General features: G+C 52.0%; 10 protein-coding genes. 3 read left to right on the top strand and 7 right to left on the bottom strand.

Annotated elements, in window-relative coordinates:
- Positions 1–19: 19 nt before the first annotated feature.
- From Pan241w_RS25640 to Pan241w_RS25630, 3 genes are all read right to left on the bottom strand, one after another.
- Positions 20–715, bottom strand: a complete 696-nt coding sequence (locus tag Pan241w_RS25640) for a GntR family transcriptional regulator (RefSeq protein WP_145221522.1) — start codon at positions 713–715, stop codon at positions 20–22.
- Between the two features lie 248 nt (positions 716–963).
- A complete protein-coding gene (locus Pan241w_RS25635; RefSeq protein WP_198000153.1) occupies positions 964–2,481 on the bottom strand; it encodes a DUF1501 domain-containing protein in 1,518 nt (505 codons plus the stop codon).
- A gap of 37 nt (positions 2,482–2,518) precedes the next feature.
- Positions 2,519–5,893, bottom strand: a complete 3,375-nt coding sequence (locus Pan241w_RS25630; RefSeq protein ID WP_145221519.1) for a DUF1553 domain-containing protein — start codon at positions 5,891–5,893, stop codon at positions 2,519–2,521.
- Positions 5,894–6,197: 304 nt separating this feature from the next.
- Here Pan241w_RS25630 and Pan241w_RS25625 point away from each other — a divergent pair, with 304 nt between their 5' ends.
- Entirely contained in the window at positions 6,198–7,196 is a 999-nt protein-coding gene (locus tag Pan241w_RS25625) for an alpha/beta hydrolase (RefSeq protein ID WP_145221517.1), read from the top strand.
- A gap of 225 nt (positions 7,197–7,421) precedes the next feature.
- Here Pan241w_RS25625 and Pan241w_RS25620 read toward each other — a convergent pair whose 3' ends face one another.
- From Pan241w_RS25620 to Pan241w_RS25605, 4 genes are all read right to left on the bottom strand, one after another.
- Positions 7,422–9,008 carry a sulfatase family protein gene (locus tag Pan241w_RS25620; protein ID WP_145221514.1) on the bottom strand — a complete coding sequence of 529 codons (1,587 nt, stop codon included), beginning with the start codon at positions 9,006–9,008 and terminating at the stop codon, positions 7,422–7,424.
- 197 nt (positions 9,009–9,205) lie between these two features.
- Positions 9,206–11,464, bottom strand: a complete 2,259-nt coding sequence (locus Pan241w_RS25615; protein WP_145221511.1) for a M56 family metallopeptidase — start codon at positions 11,462–11,464, stop codon at positions 9,206–9,208.
- A gap of 2 nt (positions 11,465–11,466) precedes the next feature.
- Entirely contained in the window at positions 11,467–11,838 is a 372-nt protein-coding gene (locus tag Pan241w_RS25610; RefSeq protein ID WP_145221508.1) for a BlaI/MecI/CopY family transcriptional regulator, read from the bottom strand.
- A gap of 151 nt (positions 11,839–11,989) precedes the next feature.
- Entirely contained in the window at positions 11,990–12,328 is a 339-nt protein-coding gene (locus Pan241w_RS25605) for a hypothetical protein (RefSeq protein WP_145221505.1), read from the bottom strand.
- A 559-nt stretch (positions 12,329–12,887) separates the two neighbouring features.
- Here Pan241w_RS25605 and Pan241w_RS25600 point away from each other — a divergent pair.
- Together Pan241w_RS25600 and Pan241w_RS25595 are read left to right on the top strand one after the other, a co-directional pair.
- The gene (locus Pan241w_RS25600; protein WP_145221502.1) at positions 12,888–14,615 is read left to right on the top strand and encodes a SulP family inorganic anion transporter; all 1,728 of its coding nucleotides are present in this window, start codon (positions 12,888–12,890) and stop codon (positions 14,613–14,615) included.
- 320 nt (positions 14,616–14,935) lie between these two features.
- A complete protein-coding gene (locus Pan241w_RS25595; protein WP_145221499.1) occupies positions 14,936–15,931 on the top strand; it encodes a DUF1559 domain-containing protein in 996 nt (331 codons plus the stop codon).
- Positions 15,932–15,966 lie beyond the last annotated feature (35 nt).

Raw genomic sequence — 15,966 nt, 5'->3', positions numbered from 1 at the left:
ATCGCGTTTCAAGTTCTGCTTACGCCTCTTCATTCCGGAACAGATCACGTTCCAGTTCCTTAGCGGACTGCTGCAAATGTTCGTTCATCGCCTGGGCGGCTTTCTCAGGTTCACCGGCTGCCAGTGCCTGGACAATGCGCAGGTGCTCTGCGTTTTCTTCCATGTGCTGGTAGTCTTTGACATTCTGGCGCTTACTGTGCCGGACTTGTCTTAATGTCCGATATAAGACCCGGTAACGGTTGATCTCATGCGAAAGACGCTCGCTGCCACACGTGCGATAAATGAGCTCATGCAGGTAATCGTCCCATTCCTGTGTCGTTTCCGACCATTCCACGGTTCGCTTTGCGCTGGAAAGCTCGCTGAAAATCTTCTCCAGCCGGGCTAACTCGTGCGGTGTAATATGACCGCAGGCACAACGGGTCGCTTCACTTTCCAGAATCCGCCGCACCTGACAGATTTCTCGCAATTCTTTGGCGCCGAAGTTCCGCAGGACGGCACCGCGATTGGGAAAGATTTCGACAATACCGATCCCTTCCAGCTCGACGAGCGCCTCGCGAACGGGGGTCGCACTGACGTTCCATTCTTTCGCCAGAGACTGTACCGTCATCCGTTGGTTGGGTTGATACTCTCCCTGAAAGAACTTCGCCAGCACCTGTTGTACGAGGGTCTGCCTGCGTGAACCGTGCATTAATTCTTTCGAGACAACTGCGGCCATTTCTCATCACTTATCTACGAGTTCTTGATGAAACAGCGTCCATCAAGTTAAATTATATACAATATAGACAGATATAATATAATAACCCCGTCTTTTACCCAAGTCCACCCTGAATCTGTATTACGTTTCGTGCGGGGAATCATGCTGATCGGTTCCTGAGTTTTTAGAGGGTTTTTATGCGAGAACCACGCAAATTCATTTTAATCAGGTGTATGCAATCCCATGTGAAACGAGATAAGGGCGAAAACTCAGGCTAAGATGTCTTTGATCACGGTGCCATGCACGTCGGTCAGGCGGCGTTCGAGACCGTTATGATAGAAGGTCAGCCGCTCATGATTGAGACCCAGTAAATGTAAGATCGTCGCGTGGAAATCATGTACGGTGGCGACGTTCTCGACCGCTTTATAGCCAAATTCATCGGTGGCACCGTAAGTAAACGGTGCTTTGACGCCGGCGCCCGCCATCCAGCAGGTGAAGCCTTCCGGGTTGTGGTCACGGCCGCTGGCCCCTTTCTGGAATGTCGGCATGCGACCGAATTCGGTACACCAGACGACGAGCGTGTCTTCGAGCAAACCGCGTTGCTTCATGTCTTTGATCAACGCGGCCGTCGGCTGATCGAGAACCGGGCCATGCACGCTATATTGATCGGCAATTTTTTTATGTCCGTCCCAGTTACTGACACCTTCGCCGCCCGTCTGGTACGCACCGTTGAAGAGTTGTACGAAGCGCACACCCTTCTCGATGAGCCGCCGGGCCAAGAGACAGTTTTTCGCATACGAGGCTTTGAGTTGATTTTTCGTGTCGTCGATGCCGTACATACTGAGTGTAGTTGCTGACTCTTGAGAGAGATCGCTGATTTCGGGAACGCTGAGCTGCATGCGGGCTGCCAGTTCGTAACTTGAAATGCGAGCAGCCAACTCGCTATCGCCGGGGAAGCGTGCAAGGTGTTGTTCATTCAGGCGTTGCAGATAATCGCGAGTCGCTTTGTCGGTTTTCGAAGCGATCGTCGACGGACGATCTAAATTACGGATCGGTTGAGCGGCGTTGAAATCGGTTCCCTGGAAGGCGGCCGGCAGGAAACCGGGGCCCCAGTTGTTGACGGATGCCTGAGGTGTGCCGCGAGGATCGGGAATCGCTACGTAAGCGGGCAGATCACGATTTTCGCTACCCAGGGCATAGCTGGTCCAGGCGCCCATACTGGGGAAACCGTCGAGGGTGAAGCCGGTTGACATGTAATTTTCACCCGGTCCGTGCGTGTTGGTTTTGCCTTTGATCGAATGCAGAAAGCAGATGTCGTCTGCCAGTTCGCCGAGATGGGGAACGAGATCGGAAATCATTTTTCCTGATTCGCCACGGGGCTTGAACTTCCAGGGGCTCTGCGTGAGATTACCCTGCTGCCCCTGAAAGGTGACGAGCTTATCACCGCCGGGCATCGGCTTGCCATTCATTTTGATCAACGCCGGTTTATAGTCGAACGTGTCGATGTGGCTGCAGGCACCCGAACAGAAAATGACGAGCACATTTTTCGCGGCTGCCGGGAAGTGGGTATCGCGCGGGGCGAACGGGTTTCCGGCGTCGATCTGCGGTCGAATCGGCGCCAGCCCGCCGACCGTGCGGCTGGTTTCCTTGTTGGCCGCCAGAAGTTGATGTTCGGCCAGCATAGCCGATAGGGCGATGTTGCTGAGTCCGGTGGCAGTCTGATTCAGAAAACTTCTGCGGTTCAGCAGATGCCGACTGGCGGGGAGTTCGGGGTTTGGTGCGCTCATGATCGTGACTCGTTGTTCATTGCTAATTCAGTTCGGGTTATTGAATAAACAGTAGTTCGTTGCTATTCAACAGAGCCCGACAAAACGCGGGAAGTTGATGCTGGGAAATAAACGCGATGGCTTCGGTCTGTTCGGTTTTCGTGGGCGGACGAGAGAAACAGAGTTCAAAGGCGAGCCTGACCTGTGCGGCGATATCATTGGGCTGATCGGTTTCAAGCCGTTTCGCAAACAGGTCGGCCTGTTGCAGCAGGAACGCGCTGTTAAACAGATTGAGGGCCTGGAGTGGTGTGGTCGATCGGCTGCGTTTGGCGACGGTCGTCGCGGCGTCGGGACAGTCGAACAGACCAAAGACAGAGTCTTGCTCCATGCGGACCTTGGTCATGTAGATCATGCGGCGCCAGTCCTCGGGGCCGTAGGTTTTTTTGGGGTGATAATGTCGCACGTTTTCCGCGTCGACTTCAAAGGCACTGAAGCCAGGACCCCCTTGTTTCAGATCAATCACACCCGTGATGGCGAGAATCGAATCGCGAATCGGTTCAGCTTCGAGACGACGCGGTGGAAAACGCCACCAGTATTGCGAAGCCGCATCGATTTGAATCGCCTGCGGGTTCGGTTTGCCCGACTGCTGATACGTGGCGGAATTCAAAATCAGGCGGTGAATGTGCTTGAGCGACCAGTTATTGGTGATCAATTCCTGCGCGAGCCAGTCGAGCAGTTCGGGATGTGTGGGTGCCACGCCGCCGGCGCCAAAATCGCTGGGCGTTGTTACGAATCCCTGACCGAAATGGAATTGCCAGATGCGATTCACCATCACGCGGGCGGTGAGCGGATTCTTTGGCGAGGCGATCCATTCGGCCAGCCGCTTACGGCGTTCGCGTTCTGGAGCGTCTGCTTTGAGATTCAGATTGGTGAAAATTTCCGGGGCATCAGGTGTGACCTGTTCCCGTTTGGCCAGCGGTTCGCCGCGATACAGACGATGCGTGGGGCCGGGCTGCGAAAACCGCCCTGCATATACGGTGGGCGTCTTTTGCAGCACCGACAGTTTGTCCTGGACTTGTTTCAGTTCCTCGAGCAGCTGTTGGCCGGCTTTGGCTTGCTCAGGTGGAAGATGGTCAAAGCGATAGGCAACGGACGCCGCATTTAAGGTCGACTGCGGCAGCGAGTGCGGTAGACGATCGCTGGAACCGGCGATCGTTTCCCAGTCGGTTCCGTTGAGTGAGGCTTCGATAACATAATCGACGGGCAGACGATCACCGTATTTTCCTTCCCGATCGCGGGCCCACTCGATCCGATCAATGACCGTCGGCTGTGCCAGTTCGATCTGAACCCAGCCTTTACCGCTTTCATTGGAAATCCAGCTATGAGAGTTGCCGAATTTTCCATCGTTGATGTGCTTGAGTTGATGAATTGGATATCCGGGTAACGCACTGGAACACGCAGCGACTCCCCCCAATTCAGCCAGAGCGACGTTGGTGCCTCGCGAAAAGAGTTCCAGTTCATCCAGACAAGGCTGGCCGCCGTTTGTGGCGTGAATGGTAAACCGAATGAATTTCGTTTCGACGGGATGTATCCGTTCGAGATTGTGTGTTGCTTGAACGGGTTTGCGAAAGTTCGGTTTGGCAGGCTGGTGTGCCAGTCCTGATGGAGTGGCTGCTTCGAACAGCACTGCGTCTGCCGTCAAGGCGCTCCCACTTTTACCGCCGACCAGCAGGAGTGCTTCGTTTTCTGTCAGCGTAAATACGCCCGCATGATAAAAACCGCTCCAAAGTGGTTTGCGAGCTGATGGTTTGGAACCGTCTGCGAACTTTTTCTGATCGACCAGAGCAACCTGGTCCCAGTCGTCGGTCGTTTCCGGGTTTCCATCGTGGTCCAGAACGTAGCGTGCATCTGAAGAGTGCGTTTCAAAACCGGCGCCCCAGGAAAGCCAGATATGATAGTCTCCCCGGACCTGTGGCTTCCAGGCGATAACCGGCTTGTCAGGCTGATTCTTCCACCAGCTGTAGCTGCCGCCACTCAGGTTTGCTGAATGGCGGGGGCTGCCGGGGGCGCGTTGTTCGCCGCGCGCGGTGCCTGCTGGATTGGTCCCCCGTCCTGCCAATGGTTGCAGTAATTTGACTTGAGCGGGTTTGTTGTTGGCACCGTTGGTTGTGGGGATATCGTCGATGAATGTGAATTGCCGCGCGACGGTTTTTGAGAGATATTGTTCGAGTTCTGTTTGCAGCTTTGCCAGTTCCTGCTGGTGGAGTTGGAGTTTTTTCTGACGTGAATCAGGAACGGGCAGTTTTTTGTCGCCGTGTTTGACGCCGGCAAAGATGGCCTGCATCGAATAATAGTCGGTTTGTGTGATCGGATCGAACTTATGATTGTGACAGCGGGCGCAGCCGAGCGTCAAACCGAGAAATGCGGTCCCGGTCGTGTTGATCATGTCGTCCAGTTCGTTCTGTCGCTGCATGAGCGTCAGATTGATGTCCGGACTTTTGACCAGGTCGTAGGGGCCTGCCACGAGGTATCCGGTGCCGAGGGGGTTCCCGAAACTGTCGCCGGCAATCTGTTCTTTGATAAACAGATCGTAGGGCTTATCTGAATTGAACGATTGAATGACATAATCGCGGTATGGCCAGGCGTTGGGGCGTTCCCGGTTCGTTTCGAAACCATGTGTCTCGGCAAAGCGAACCAGATCGAGCCAGTGGCGTGCCCAGCGTTCGCCGTAATGCGGGCTGGCCAGAGTTTGTTCAACAAGTTTCTGATACGCGTCGGGAGACGCATCGTTCACAAACTGTTGCACTTGTGCGGGCGTGGGAGGCAGACCGAGCACATCGAGAGAGAGTCGGCGGATCAATGTACGGCGGTCGGCGGTTGGATTGTGCGTCAGCTGTTTGTCATGAAGTTTCTGTAACACAAACGCATCGATGCCGCCCGTGATCCAGTCGTCTTTGATTGTGGGAGGTGTGACGTTTGCGAGAGGCTGGAACGACCAGTGATCAGTCGTTTGGGTCTCCTGTTTGACGACGCCGTTCGGGCCAGGCCACGGGGCGCCCTGATCAATCCATGTTTCCAGCATACGAATCTGCTCGGTCGAAAGCCGGTCCTGTTCATCGGGGGGCATCAGGTGCCCCGCTTCTTCGCCTCGCACGAGTTTGATCAAGTGACTCTTTGCGCTTTGCCCCACAATAATCGCCGGCTCACCCGAATCGCCGCCACGCAGTAACGCCGCCTTCCGATCGAGACGCAATTTGCTTTCCTGTGTGTTTTCATCATGACAATCAAAACAGTTTGCCTTGAAGAGGGGCAGAATTTGCTTTTCAAAGTCGATTTTGTTTTTCGGTAGCGTTGGGGCTTCTACAGCAAAAGCAGGGGCAACGAAGAACACTGCTGTCATTAATAATATGAAATTGAGTGAGCGCGGATTCATAATCGATTCTTCGTGTGGTGTTGAATGGGACTCCTGGTCCGGAATTCAGGCTCAAGAGCAGTCAATATATAGTGCAATTTAAAAGAGACTTGCTCTATAAGTCAAATAATAATCTATAATATGTTTAAATTATATATAATCTGCCTGTGCTGTATCACACGTTGCAAAAAGATTCCTGGTGAATTTTCGAACGAGATATTAATTGAATTTCGAGAAAGAGAGAGAGACCCGTTCGGCATTCCGGTGTTTATTGAGTTACTGAATCACTGTTTTGCTGACTTTTCTGTGACCTGAGGTCTTGCCAATGCCGCTATTTGTGACTCGCTTTTTAACCGTCGTTATGATCCTGTCTGTTGCCATCTACCTGGTTCCTGACGAACAGCTCAAATCTTATGAAGAGCCAATCAAGCGGGATACGGTTCCCTCCCGTGTCGGCGCGGTTCCCGTACCCAAAGATCTGATTATCGTTGAAGATCTTGAATACCGTGAGGGAAAGAGCAGGTACTGGACGCTGGATCTGATGATGCCCAAGAAGCGTGGTGAGAATCTAAGGCCGGCGTTGGTGTTTGTGCATGGCGGCGGTTGGTCGAGTGGGGATAAAAGCCGCGGTATTTTCAGGACGGCTCCGATCGAATACGCGAAAAAAGGATATGTCTGCATTAGTGTGAATTATCGTCTGACACAAGAAGCCGCTTTTCCTGCCTGTCTGGAAGATGTGAAATGTGCGGTTCGCTGGTTACGTGCCCATGCAGAAAAGTACCACGTAGATCCCAATCGGATTGGCGGTTATGGAAATTCAGCCGGTGCCCATCTGGTGAGTTTGCTGGCACTGGTCGGTAAAGATCAGCAACTGGAAGGGGATGGTCCCTGGCAGGATCAGTCCAGCGCCTTGAATGCTGTTTGTGCCTCTGCTGTTCCCACTGATTTCACAAGCTGGCCTGGTGGAATTGAAAACAAACGCCGGCTGCTCAAGTTTCTGGAACAGCCTGATACCAGTTTAGAGGAACAAGCCAGGAAAGCATCACCGATCAGCTACGTGCACGCCAAAGCCCCGCCATTTCTGGTGTTTCAAGGAACGAAGGATCGTCTGGTCGTCGTAGCGCAGGCAGATGAATTTGTTAAAGCATTGAAAGCGGCTGGTGCCAAAGATGTCACGTATCACCGCTACCCGGGCGCCGGTCATGGCGTGTTCACCCAGAATCAAGAAGAAACCTATCCCCTGATGGAACAATTTTTTGAGCGGACTTTGATGAATGGGAAAACGGAGTCCGTCGATAAAAAAGTGAACACGAACGGGGAATGAGGGACGCAGGCACCACGCGCTTGTCCGAGAGTGCTGCTGCAAACTCAGAGCAACTGGACCCACGTGTGTTGTGGTAGGGTTGGGCTCATGTGTCTGCCCGTAGGATCAAGACCAGCGGACGTATACTTGAACTGGTTCCTTCCACAGAGTCATCAACAATCGAATCTCGCCAGGCGGGCGGCCACATAGTGCCGCCTTTCTTTTGCAATTAACGCGAAATATTTTTTAGTCCAATTCCGGGCGATATTTTTTACGCCATTCGAGGGGCATGACGCTGATGTCGGAATCGTCCTTGTAGGTTTTTCGCAGCTCCATCAGCTGTGGTTTCAGCTGGGCGATAACGTCGGCGTATTTTGGATTGTTGTACTGATTGGTCAGTTCTTCCGGGTCTTGTTCCAGATCGTAGAATTCCCATTCGTCGAACTGATAGAAGCGGATCAGTTTAAAGCGCTGAGTGCGGATGCCGAAGTGTTTGGCGACCATGTGGACGCTGGGGAATTCGAAATAGTGGTAATACAACGCATTCCGCCAGTCTGTGTTTTGGCCTTTGAGCAGTGGGACCAGCGAGCGGCCCTGCATATCGTCGGGAATGGCGGCACCGGCGATGTCGAGGAAGGTTTCGGCGTAGTCGAGGTTTTGAACCATGTCGGTATTCACGGTGCCGGGCTTGGTGACGCCGGGCCATTTGACGATCAGCGGCATCTTGAATGATTCTTCGTACATCCAGCGTTTGTCGTACCAGCCATGATCGCCGAGGTAGAATCCCTGATCGGAGGAATAAATGACGATCGTGTTTTTATCGAGGCCGGTTTCTTTCAGGTAGGCCAGCATGCGGCCGATGTTTTCGTCGACCCCTTTGACACAGCGGAGATAGTTTTTCATGTAGCGCTGGTATTTCCAGCGGACGAGATCTTTGCCGGTGAGACCTGCTTTTTTGAGCGCTTCGTTTTTGGGATCGAAGGCGGCGTTCCAGGCTTTGAGTTGTTCCGGAGTCATTTTTTTGAGATTACGGAAACCGGATTTATCCATCGATTTGCCGACGTTCGGATCCCAGCCGTTGATGGGAGGACCGAAGACGTCGTAGACGAGATTCATATAACCGTCGATGGACATCTCCGCGTGTCGGGCGGGACTGGCGTTGTCTTCCCACTGGTCGAACAGGGTTTTCGGTTCGGGGATGGTGATGTCATCATAGAGATGTAAATGCCGGATGGGTGGCATCCAGGTACGGTGCGGGGCTTTGTGCTGGCACATCAGCATGAAGGGTTTGTCGGAGTTGGCGTTTTGTTTCAACCAGTCGAGGGCCATGTCGGTGACGATGTCGGTGCAGTAGCCTTCAACCTGTTCGCGGCCTTTGGGGGTTTTGAAGGCGGGGTTGTAGTAGTCGCCTTGACCGGGGAGGACCTTCCAGTGATCGAAGCCTTGCGGATCGGAAGAGAGATGCCATTTGCCGATCATTGCGGTTTTGTAACCTGCTTTTTGCAGGAGTTTGGGAAAGGTCTGCTGATCGCCATTAAAGAGATCGCGGTTGGTCATGAAGCCGTTGATGTGGCTGTGTTTGCCAGTGAGAATCACGGCGCGGCTGGGTCCACAGATGGAGTTCGTGCAGAAGCTGTTTTTGAACAGCATGCCTTCGGCGGCGAGTTTGTCGATGTTGGGCGTCGGGTTGACTTTCTCCAGAAACCCTTTGTAAGCACCGATGGCATGCGGGGCATGGTCGTCGGTGAAGAGGAATAAAATATTGGGTCGTTCAGCGGCGAAGGATTGTGTTGAGATGCAGAGACAGCAGAGAACGAGGAACGCACGAAACATGGAAATCACCTTTATGTATGATGGATATGATCACGGTTGGATGATTCCAGAATAACGAGTGCCGGGACCGGATGCCAGTAAACATGAGGCAGGTTTTCCCCGTAGCGAAAGTCTATTTATTTGTTATTGAGGTTTAGAAATCTGATCTATGTTGACCTGGCTGGCTTTATTCCTGTTTCTCATTGGTCCGACGGATCTTAAAGCGAAGACTCCTGTTGGAGTTCATCGAGAATCAAAACTTTCAGAATGACGTATTGAAAATGTTTCTGCTGAAATGTAGGGGGAATGCAAATGAGTAAGGACTGCTGATCTTTCAGATGGGATGCGACGGAGATACTTCGGCGGTGGACGCGGGGGATTTGGATGATGGCTTCTTTTCCCGCGATCGGGGTGGTAAATAAATTGACATCCACAATCTGGCTCAGTTCGATTAAGCCTTTCAGATTCACCTCGGAACCTGTAGCTGAGATGACGGGTCTGAGTGTGAGATTCCGGCCTTCGTCGATGGTTTTAATCCTGGGTTGCAGTTGATCATTTTCCTGTTTCTTCAAGCCAATGACGAAAGGTCGTTGGACGAGATCGGAGATCGTGGCGCGTTGCCCGTTAAACAGAGTGACCTTTGGTGCAAAAACAATGTTGCTGCGTGAGTCACTCTGTGCTGCTCGAAAAAATTGCTCTTCCTGTGACTTTGTCAACGCCGCAACCCGTACGGGGAAATATTCTTCGACGATCGCGCTGGATTGGACCACCGGTTCTTTAGAGTCTGACAGATTTTCAAATTGTGACTGTAAGGAGGGAGCGACATCCGCTTCCAGTTCATTCCACGTGATGTTCGACCTGGCAGCAATGTCAGCAGACAGTAACGCAAAACGGACTTCGATGGAAATCTGTCCCAGGCCACTCTGTTCCCAGGCACGGAGTTGCTGGCTCAGTTCTTCGTGAAGCGAATTGGGCGCGTGGACGATGAGACGGTTTTTCTCATCAAATTTTGCATAGGCCTGCTTGAGTGGTTTCCCAAGGGGCATGTATTTTCGGTTCTGAAATTCGAGGAGAAAATTGACGTGGATCAACAGATATTTCCGGGCCTCTTCTTCGGAAATACCGCGTTGCTCCGCAATTTTCCGGACCACATTTTCGACTTTGATCTGATTCGTGTAGAGCGGCTCGAAATCTGTTTTGGTTGCAGGCTCGGGTACTGCCAGGTCGGCATACAAGTTCAGGCGGTGTTCCTGTTCCGCCGGTGTTTGCGGTTGGTGGGGAGGATCTTTGAAGTCCGCCAGGCCTGTGGCTGCGAAGAGGGCGATGACGAGAATGACGGCTGTGGTGTGCAGGGGGGGAACTTTCACCGTCGCAGAACGGAGTGCTTTGAGTCGGTTCACCAGAGACCGCTTGCGAAACGGGGAGTTCAGAAAGCCCAGCAGGGAGACCGGCAGGGAAACGCGCCAGCGGGAGCCGGGATCGCGCTGGGCGAGGGTGAGTAGAAGCTCGCTGAACTCGCGGGAAGGATTGCTCTCAGTGTTGTTTGGGTCTTGCTGTTCTCGCCAGCGGAGGACCATGGCATCGCGAGACTGTTCGCGGAGTGAAGAAAAACGGGTCGCTGCCAGCCAGTATAGAGGATTCCACCAATGCAGCAGGCGCAGGCCGAACAAACACCAGTTGACCCATAGGTCCCGCTTCTTAAGATGCGCTAACTCGTGGAGCATGATTAGTTGAAGTTGCTGGTCGGACAGATCTGTGAGATCGGTGGGGAGCAGCAGTCTGGGACTGAAGGCTCCCATGACGGACGGTTGAGTAATGTCGTCGCAGACAATCACGGGAACAGAGTGGCGGAATTGAACCTGTTCACAACAGGAGTTCCAGAGTTGGAACAATCGCTGATCGGTGCAAACCGGTCGTTGGTTGATTTTTTGAGTAAAACGGCTATGGGAAATCAGCATACGAATCAGAATCAACAAGGAACCCGCAAACCAGAGCGGTGGCAAGATACGGAAAAACCATTCGAGAAGAATGATGAGATATTTCTGGAGAGTTTCGGTGAAACTGACTTTGGGGATTTCCGGTTCGAGGAACTGTATTTGATTCATTTGAGTCGTGTTGGCGAGAGCGGGAGTTGCCGAGTAGGCATCACTGACGGGCCAGGGCTCCGGCAGTGGTGGAGGAGGATCTGCTTCCCGAGGCGACTCGGCGGTCGTTGCTTCCTGTATGAATTCGACAAACAGTGTGGTCAGGCTATAGGAGCTCTCGGGAACGAAACCGTAGGGGATGGCGAGCCGGATCAGGACCAGCGCCCAGAGCAGTCCCATCTGTCCTGCGGTCAGCCATTTTCGCGCAAAGAGATTGACAATCAAGACGAGTCCCGCCAGCAGGCCCGCGGTGATCGTGGGAATTATCAACAGTTCCAGGATTTTATCGGAGACTTCAACGTAGACATTCGCAGTCAGCAGGAATCCATTCATGATTAACGTTCCTTGTCATCGAGAATGCGGCGGAGCTCTGCGATTTCCTCTGCAGAGAGTCTGGTGGATTGCATGAAGTGTGCGAGTAAAGGAGCCGGCTCGCTGTCGAACACACGATCTAAAAAGGCGCGGCTGGCCTGCTTCACACAGGCCGACCGTTTGACGCGGGAACGATAGACATAGCGGTTCCCCTGCTCTTCAAACGTGAGGACCTCTTTTTTGACGAGGCGATGCAGCATGGTTTTGATCGTGGGGGTGGCCCAGTCAGTCTGGTCTGAGAGACGGGCGACGATTTCTTGTGACGTGAGCGGCTGGCCGTCCCAGATGATGTTCATGACCTGCCATTCGGCATCAGAGATGGAAATCTGATTCATTTGAAAGTTCCTTCTTAAATGATTACATGTGTAAATAACTACAAATGTAAACGGTGTCAAGAGGATTCTTCTGGAAGTCCTGGTTGAGATGTCGTACCCTCACCGTGTTCGGGGTTCAGCAATCGACTTAGGGCCGCCGATTGATTTCACTTTAGTCGGGTACGGGAAAACCGTAGATGACAATGATCAAAGCCAATGTGAAAAGGAATGAAAACCCAACCATCGTGATTGAAAAGACGGTCCATAAGAAGAAGTGCAACAGCTTCTCAATCCAATTCAAGCTGACCCTGATCCCCAGGTAAAACAAACAGAAGGTGGCAACACCAATAGCGGAGACGCACAAAAATTTGATCGTAAATCCTTCCAGGCGGAATGCGGGAAACAGGTTGAGATAGGCATCACCAAAAAAGACTAAAAGCAAACTGAGCGAGTATAGAACGCAAGGAGTGAGACTGGCTCCCGTCAGTACCAGATAATGTTTATTGTCCATGTGCGGGTCGTTTCCTTGTGTGTTCTTACTGAATTCAGGCGTTCAGTCAAATGGATTCTACATTAATCGTTCTGCGATTGGTAAGGGTGAGTTGCAGGTGGTCCTGCGTCTTCCTGCAGTTGCGACCTGTATTGTCGCATGATTCGTGTGAATATCGCGTGAAAGTGCCATAAAATCGGAAGATCTTCGAAAATCGTGCTTGTGAAGCCTGTGGAGATCGATTACAAGTGGGGCACGGAAAATGAACTGAGGGCTGTTACGCCCCTCAATTCAATTAGTTGATCCCTTCAACGTCCCACCTGGTTTCCTGCAACGCGCTCCCTGAGATGGTCCTGCGTATCGTCGAAAGGTTCTGTTTGAATCTAAACAGTTAACAGATTGTGTTGCTAACCCTTGTCGTTTCAGTTTTAGCTGGAAGACAAGTCTGCTTTTGCACTCGAGCGGTTTTGTTCAATGTGCGCCCCTTTTCCAGCGTTAGCATGGAGAGTCTGCAGGCGAATGCGTTCGTCGTACAGGCTGACTGTGCAGACAGATTTTGAGAACGGTAATTGGAGTTTTGATGTTAGAGTATTTTTCGAAGCATACTGCTTCCGTCAAGGATGATGTATTGTCGGGGTTGACCGTTGCACTGGCGCTGGTGCCTGAGGCGGTCGCGTTTGCGTTTGTTGCCGGAGTCCCTCCCACGGTTGGTCTCTATTCTGCATTCTTTATCGGATTTGTGAGTGCTCTTGCCGGCGGTCGTCCGGGTATGATTTCCGGAGCCACCGGTGCGATGGCCGTAGTAGTCGTTTCGCTGGTCGCCATGCATGGAATTCAATATCTGTTTCCGGCTGTCATTTTATGTGGCTTGCTGCAAATTACAGTGGGTGTGTTGCGGCTGGGGAAATTGATTCGCCTGGTGCCGCATTCGGTGATGTTGGGATTTGTGAACGGCTTGGCGATTGTGATTGGCCTGGCGCAAATTGGCAGCTTCAAGACGCTGGGGATTGATGGAACGATGACGTTCTTGCCTGGTGCTTCGATGACGATCATGGTGGCACTTGTCGCGTTGACGATGGCTGTGATTGTCTTGCTTCCCAAACTGACAAAAGCGGTTCCGAGTTCACTGGCAGCGATTATCATGGTGTCTGTGATTGCGGTGAGCATTAATAAATTTGCTCCAGAGAGCTGGTCTCCTGCCGGTCAGAGTAACGTCGTGCAGACCGTGGACGACCTGATGATGAATAACCTGAGAGCCAATGCCGTCAAGGATGCCGCTGAAGAGGTGGAAGTTGAGAACGGGACAGTGGCTCAAGTAGACGAGAACAAAGCCGTTGATGTTTCTGTTTTGAGTGAGGCACAAATTGCTTCCGCGGTGGCTTCGGTGAAAGCGACGGAAGAGCCGCTCCCGATGTTGTTCTTTCTCGATTCGCGGTATGTCCTCGCCCCCTTTACCTGGGAAACGCTGATGATTATTTTCCCGTTCGCGCTCATTCTGGCGGGCGTGGGGTTAATAGAATCGTTGATGACGCTGACGCTGATTGATGAAATTACGGAAACGCGGGGCAGCGGTAACCGCGAATGTATCGGCCAGGGCGCGGCGAACATTGTCTGTGGCCTGTTTGGCGGCATGGGTGGTTGCGCGATGATCGGCCAGTCACTGATCAATGTGAATTCCGGCGGACGCGGGCGTCTTTCCGGGGTTGTCGGAGCCGTCGGATTAATGACACTGGTGGTCTTGCTGAAGCCGGTGATCTCAATGGTGCCGATGGCGGCGCTGGTGGGTGTGATGTTCATGGTCGTGATCGGCACGTTTGAATGGAGTACGCTACATACCTGGAACAAAGTTCCCAAAAGTGATGTGCTGGTGATGGTGCTGGTGGCCGGTTACACGGTTCTGTTTCATAATCTGGCTGTTGCGGTTTTACTGGGAATCATCGTACAAGCGTTGATTTTTGCTTGGCATCATGCAACGCATATGATGGCCGACATTCACTTTGAGGAAGATAAAAAAGTCTATCAGTTACACGGACCTCTGTTCTTCGCTTCGGTCAGTAGTTTTCGCGAACTGCTCGATCCGGTGAATGATCCGCCGGTGGTGGCGATCGATTTTTACTTTTCGCGGGTTTACGATCAATCGGCAATTGAAGCCATCAATAAAATAGCCGAACGTTATCGTCAGGAAGGAAAATGCCTGCATCTTCGGAATTTGAATTCAGATTGCAAACGTATGATTGAGCGCGCTGGGGATCTTGCCGAAGTTGATATTTCAGAGGATCGGCACTATCACATCACCAAGATGATATGAGTATTGGATTCACCGATCGAATCAAAAGCCCGAATGTGATTGCATTCGGGCTTTTTTGATTGATGAGGAGTTGCCTGTGAAGGAGTCTGTTTTCTCAATCAGGCGGGTTCTGAATTGAACTAGGACCTTTAGGGTTTAGTGCTAACCATGATGTGGTAGGTGAAAACCTGTAATTCTAAAGAAAGTAAAGTCTGTCAGTCTGAACATTCATGTAAAATCAGGATGGAATCTGCCACCGAGAACCTATATAAAATAGTTTCCTCACAATGGATTCCTCAATTTTTCCTGCCTTATAGTTTCTTTCTGAACGGAACGTGCTCATGTTTAGAATTCAAAGTCCGCCGAAGAACCGAAGCGGTTTTACTCTGATTGAACTTCTGGTTGTGATCGCCATCATCGCGATTCTGATTGCACTCTTATTGCCGGCTGTCCAACAGGCTCGCGAAGCTGCCCGGCGCAGCAGTTGCAAGAACAATCTCAAGCAATTCGGACTGGCCATTCATAACTATGCTGAAACACACTCAGTGATCGCTCCTGGTGGAACGTGCTCACGGAATTATAGCTACGCTTCCTGGGGACCTTGTAGCTATTCCAGCGGGTGGAGTGCCACGGCTTTGATGCTACCCTTTATGGATCAGGCCAATATTTACAATCAGCTGAATTTCCAGAATCCTCCAAAGGATTATTATTCGACTGGCGGTGCCGGCACCAATCGAACGAATACCAACGTGCGGTTGGCGCTGTTTCATTGTCCCTCCGATAAAGAAATTTCCAATAATAAACGGCAGATCTCCTATTTGCCGATTTCTGGTTCGCATCAAGTTGCCAACCCAGGAAGTCCTGCCAATGGGCTCAAAGGGGGAATGTTCTGGACTGAGAATATCAAGTTTCGGGATGTCACTGACGGTTTGTCAAATACGCTCGCGTATGGCGAAATCAATCACTTGGATAAATATTGGAATCAGGGCGGTTCTGCTGCGGCCAGTGACTGTTTAGCGGACTCTTCCAACAATGGTTCGAATACGCTCACCTATCGGGGAAAGGACTGGTCGACCAAAGAGGGGCGGAATTACATTATCATGGGGCGTCCACCCAATCATCCGGCAGCCGACTGTCAACGCGATGGAAATTGCCCCCATTGTCCCGGCACGGTAAATGGTCCCGCATATGCACTGCCGATGCGCAGCAGGCATACAGGCGGCGCGCATGGACTACTGGCCGACGGTTCGGTTCGATTTCTGAGTGATAATCTGGATCGTAATATCTGTCGTGCGTTAGGGACGCGTGAGCAAGGAGAAGTCATCGGAGAATACTAATTTCTCCTTATGTTTCTACCTGACCTGGATCACAA

Source organism: Gimesia alba (genome assembly GCF_007744675.1).
In the GTDB taxonomy this organism is placed as follows: Bacteria; Planctomycetota; Planctomycetia; order Planctomycetales; family Planctomycetaceae; genus Gimesia; species Gimesia alba.
This window is presented reverse-complemented; position numbering and strand designations above follow the sequence as displayed.

What these genes read in the sequence shown, in the direction of transcription:
- Pan241w_RS25600 (WP_145221502.1), top strand. Translation starts at nt 12,888, where the DNA reads ATGTTAGAGTATTTTTCGAAGCATACTGCTTCCGTCAAGGATGATGTA.
- Pan241w_RS25610 (WP_145221508.1), bottom strand. Translation starts at nt 11,838, where the DNA reads ATGAATCAGATTTCCATCTCTGATGCCGAATGGCAGGTCATGAACATC.
- Pan241w_RS25625 (WP_145221517.1), top strand. Translation starts at nt 6,198, where the DNA reads ATGCCGCTATTTGTGACTCGCTTTTTAACCGTCGTTATGATCCTGTCT.
- Pan241w_RS25605 (WP_145221505.1), bottom strand. Translation starts at nt 12,328, where the DNA reads ATGGACAATAAACATTATCTGGTACTGACGGGAGCCAGTCTCACTCCT.
- Pan241w_RS25620 (WP_145221514.1), bottom strand. Translation starts at nt 9,008, where the DNA reads ATGTTTCGTGCGTTCCTCGTTCTCTGCTGTCTCTGCATCTCAACACAA.
- Pan241w_RS25595 (WP_145221499.1), top strand. Translation starts at nt 14,936, where the DNA reads ATGTTTAGAATTCAAAGTCCGCCGAAGAACCGAAGCGGTTTTACTCTG.
- Pan241w_RS25630 (WP_145221519.1), bottom strand. Translation starts at nt 5,893, where the DNA reads ATGAATCCGCGCTCACTCAATTTCATATTATTAATGACAGCAGTGTTC.
- Pan241w_RS25640 (WP_145221522.1), bottom strand. Translation starts at nt 715, where the DNA reads ATGGCCGCAGTTGTCTCGAAAGAATTAATGCACGGTTCACGCAGGCAG.
- Pan241w_RS25615 (WP_145221511.1), bottom strand. Translation starts at nt 11,464, where the DNA reads ATGAATGGATTCCTGCTGACTGCGAATGTCTACGTTGAAGTCTCCGAT.
- Pan241w_RS25635 (WP_198000153.1), bottom strand. Translation starts at nt 2,481, where the DNA reads ATGAGCGCACCAAACCCCGAACTCCCCGCCAGTCGGCATCTGCTGAAC.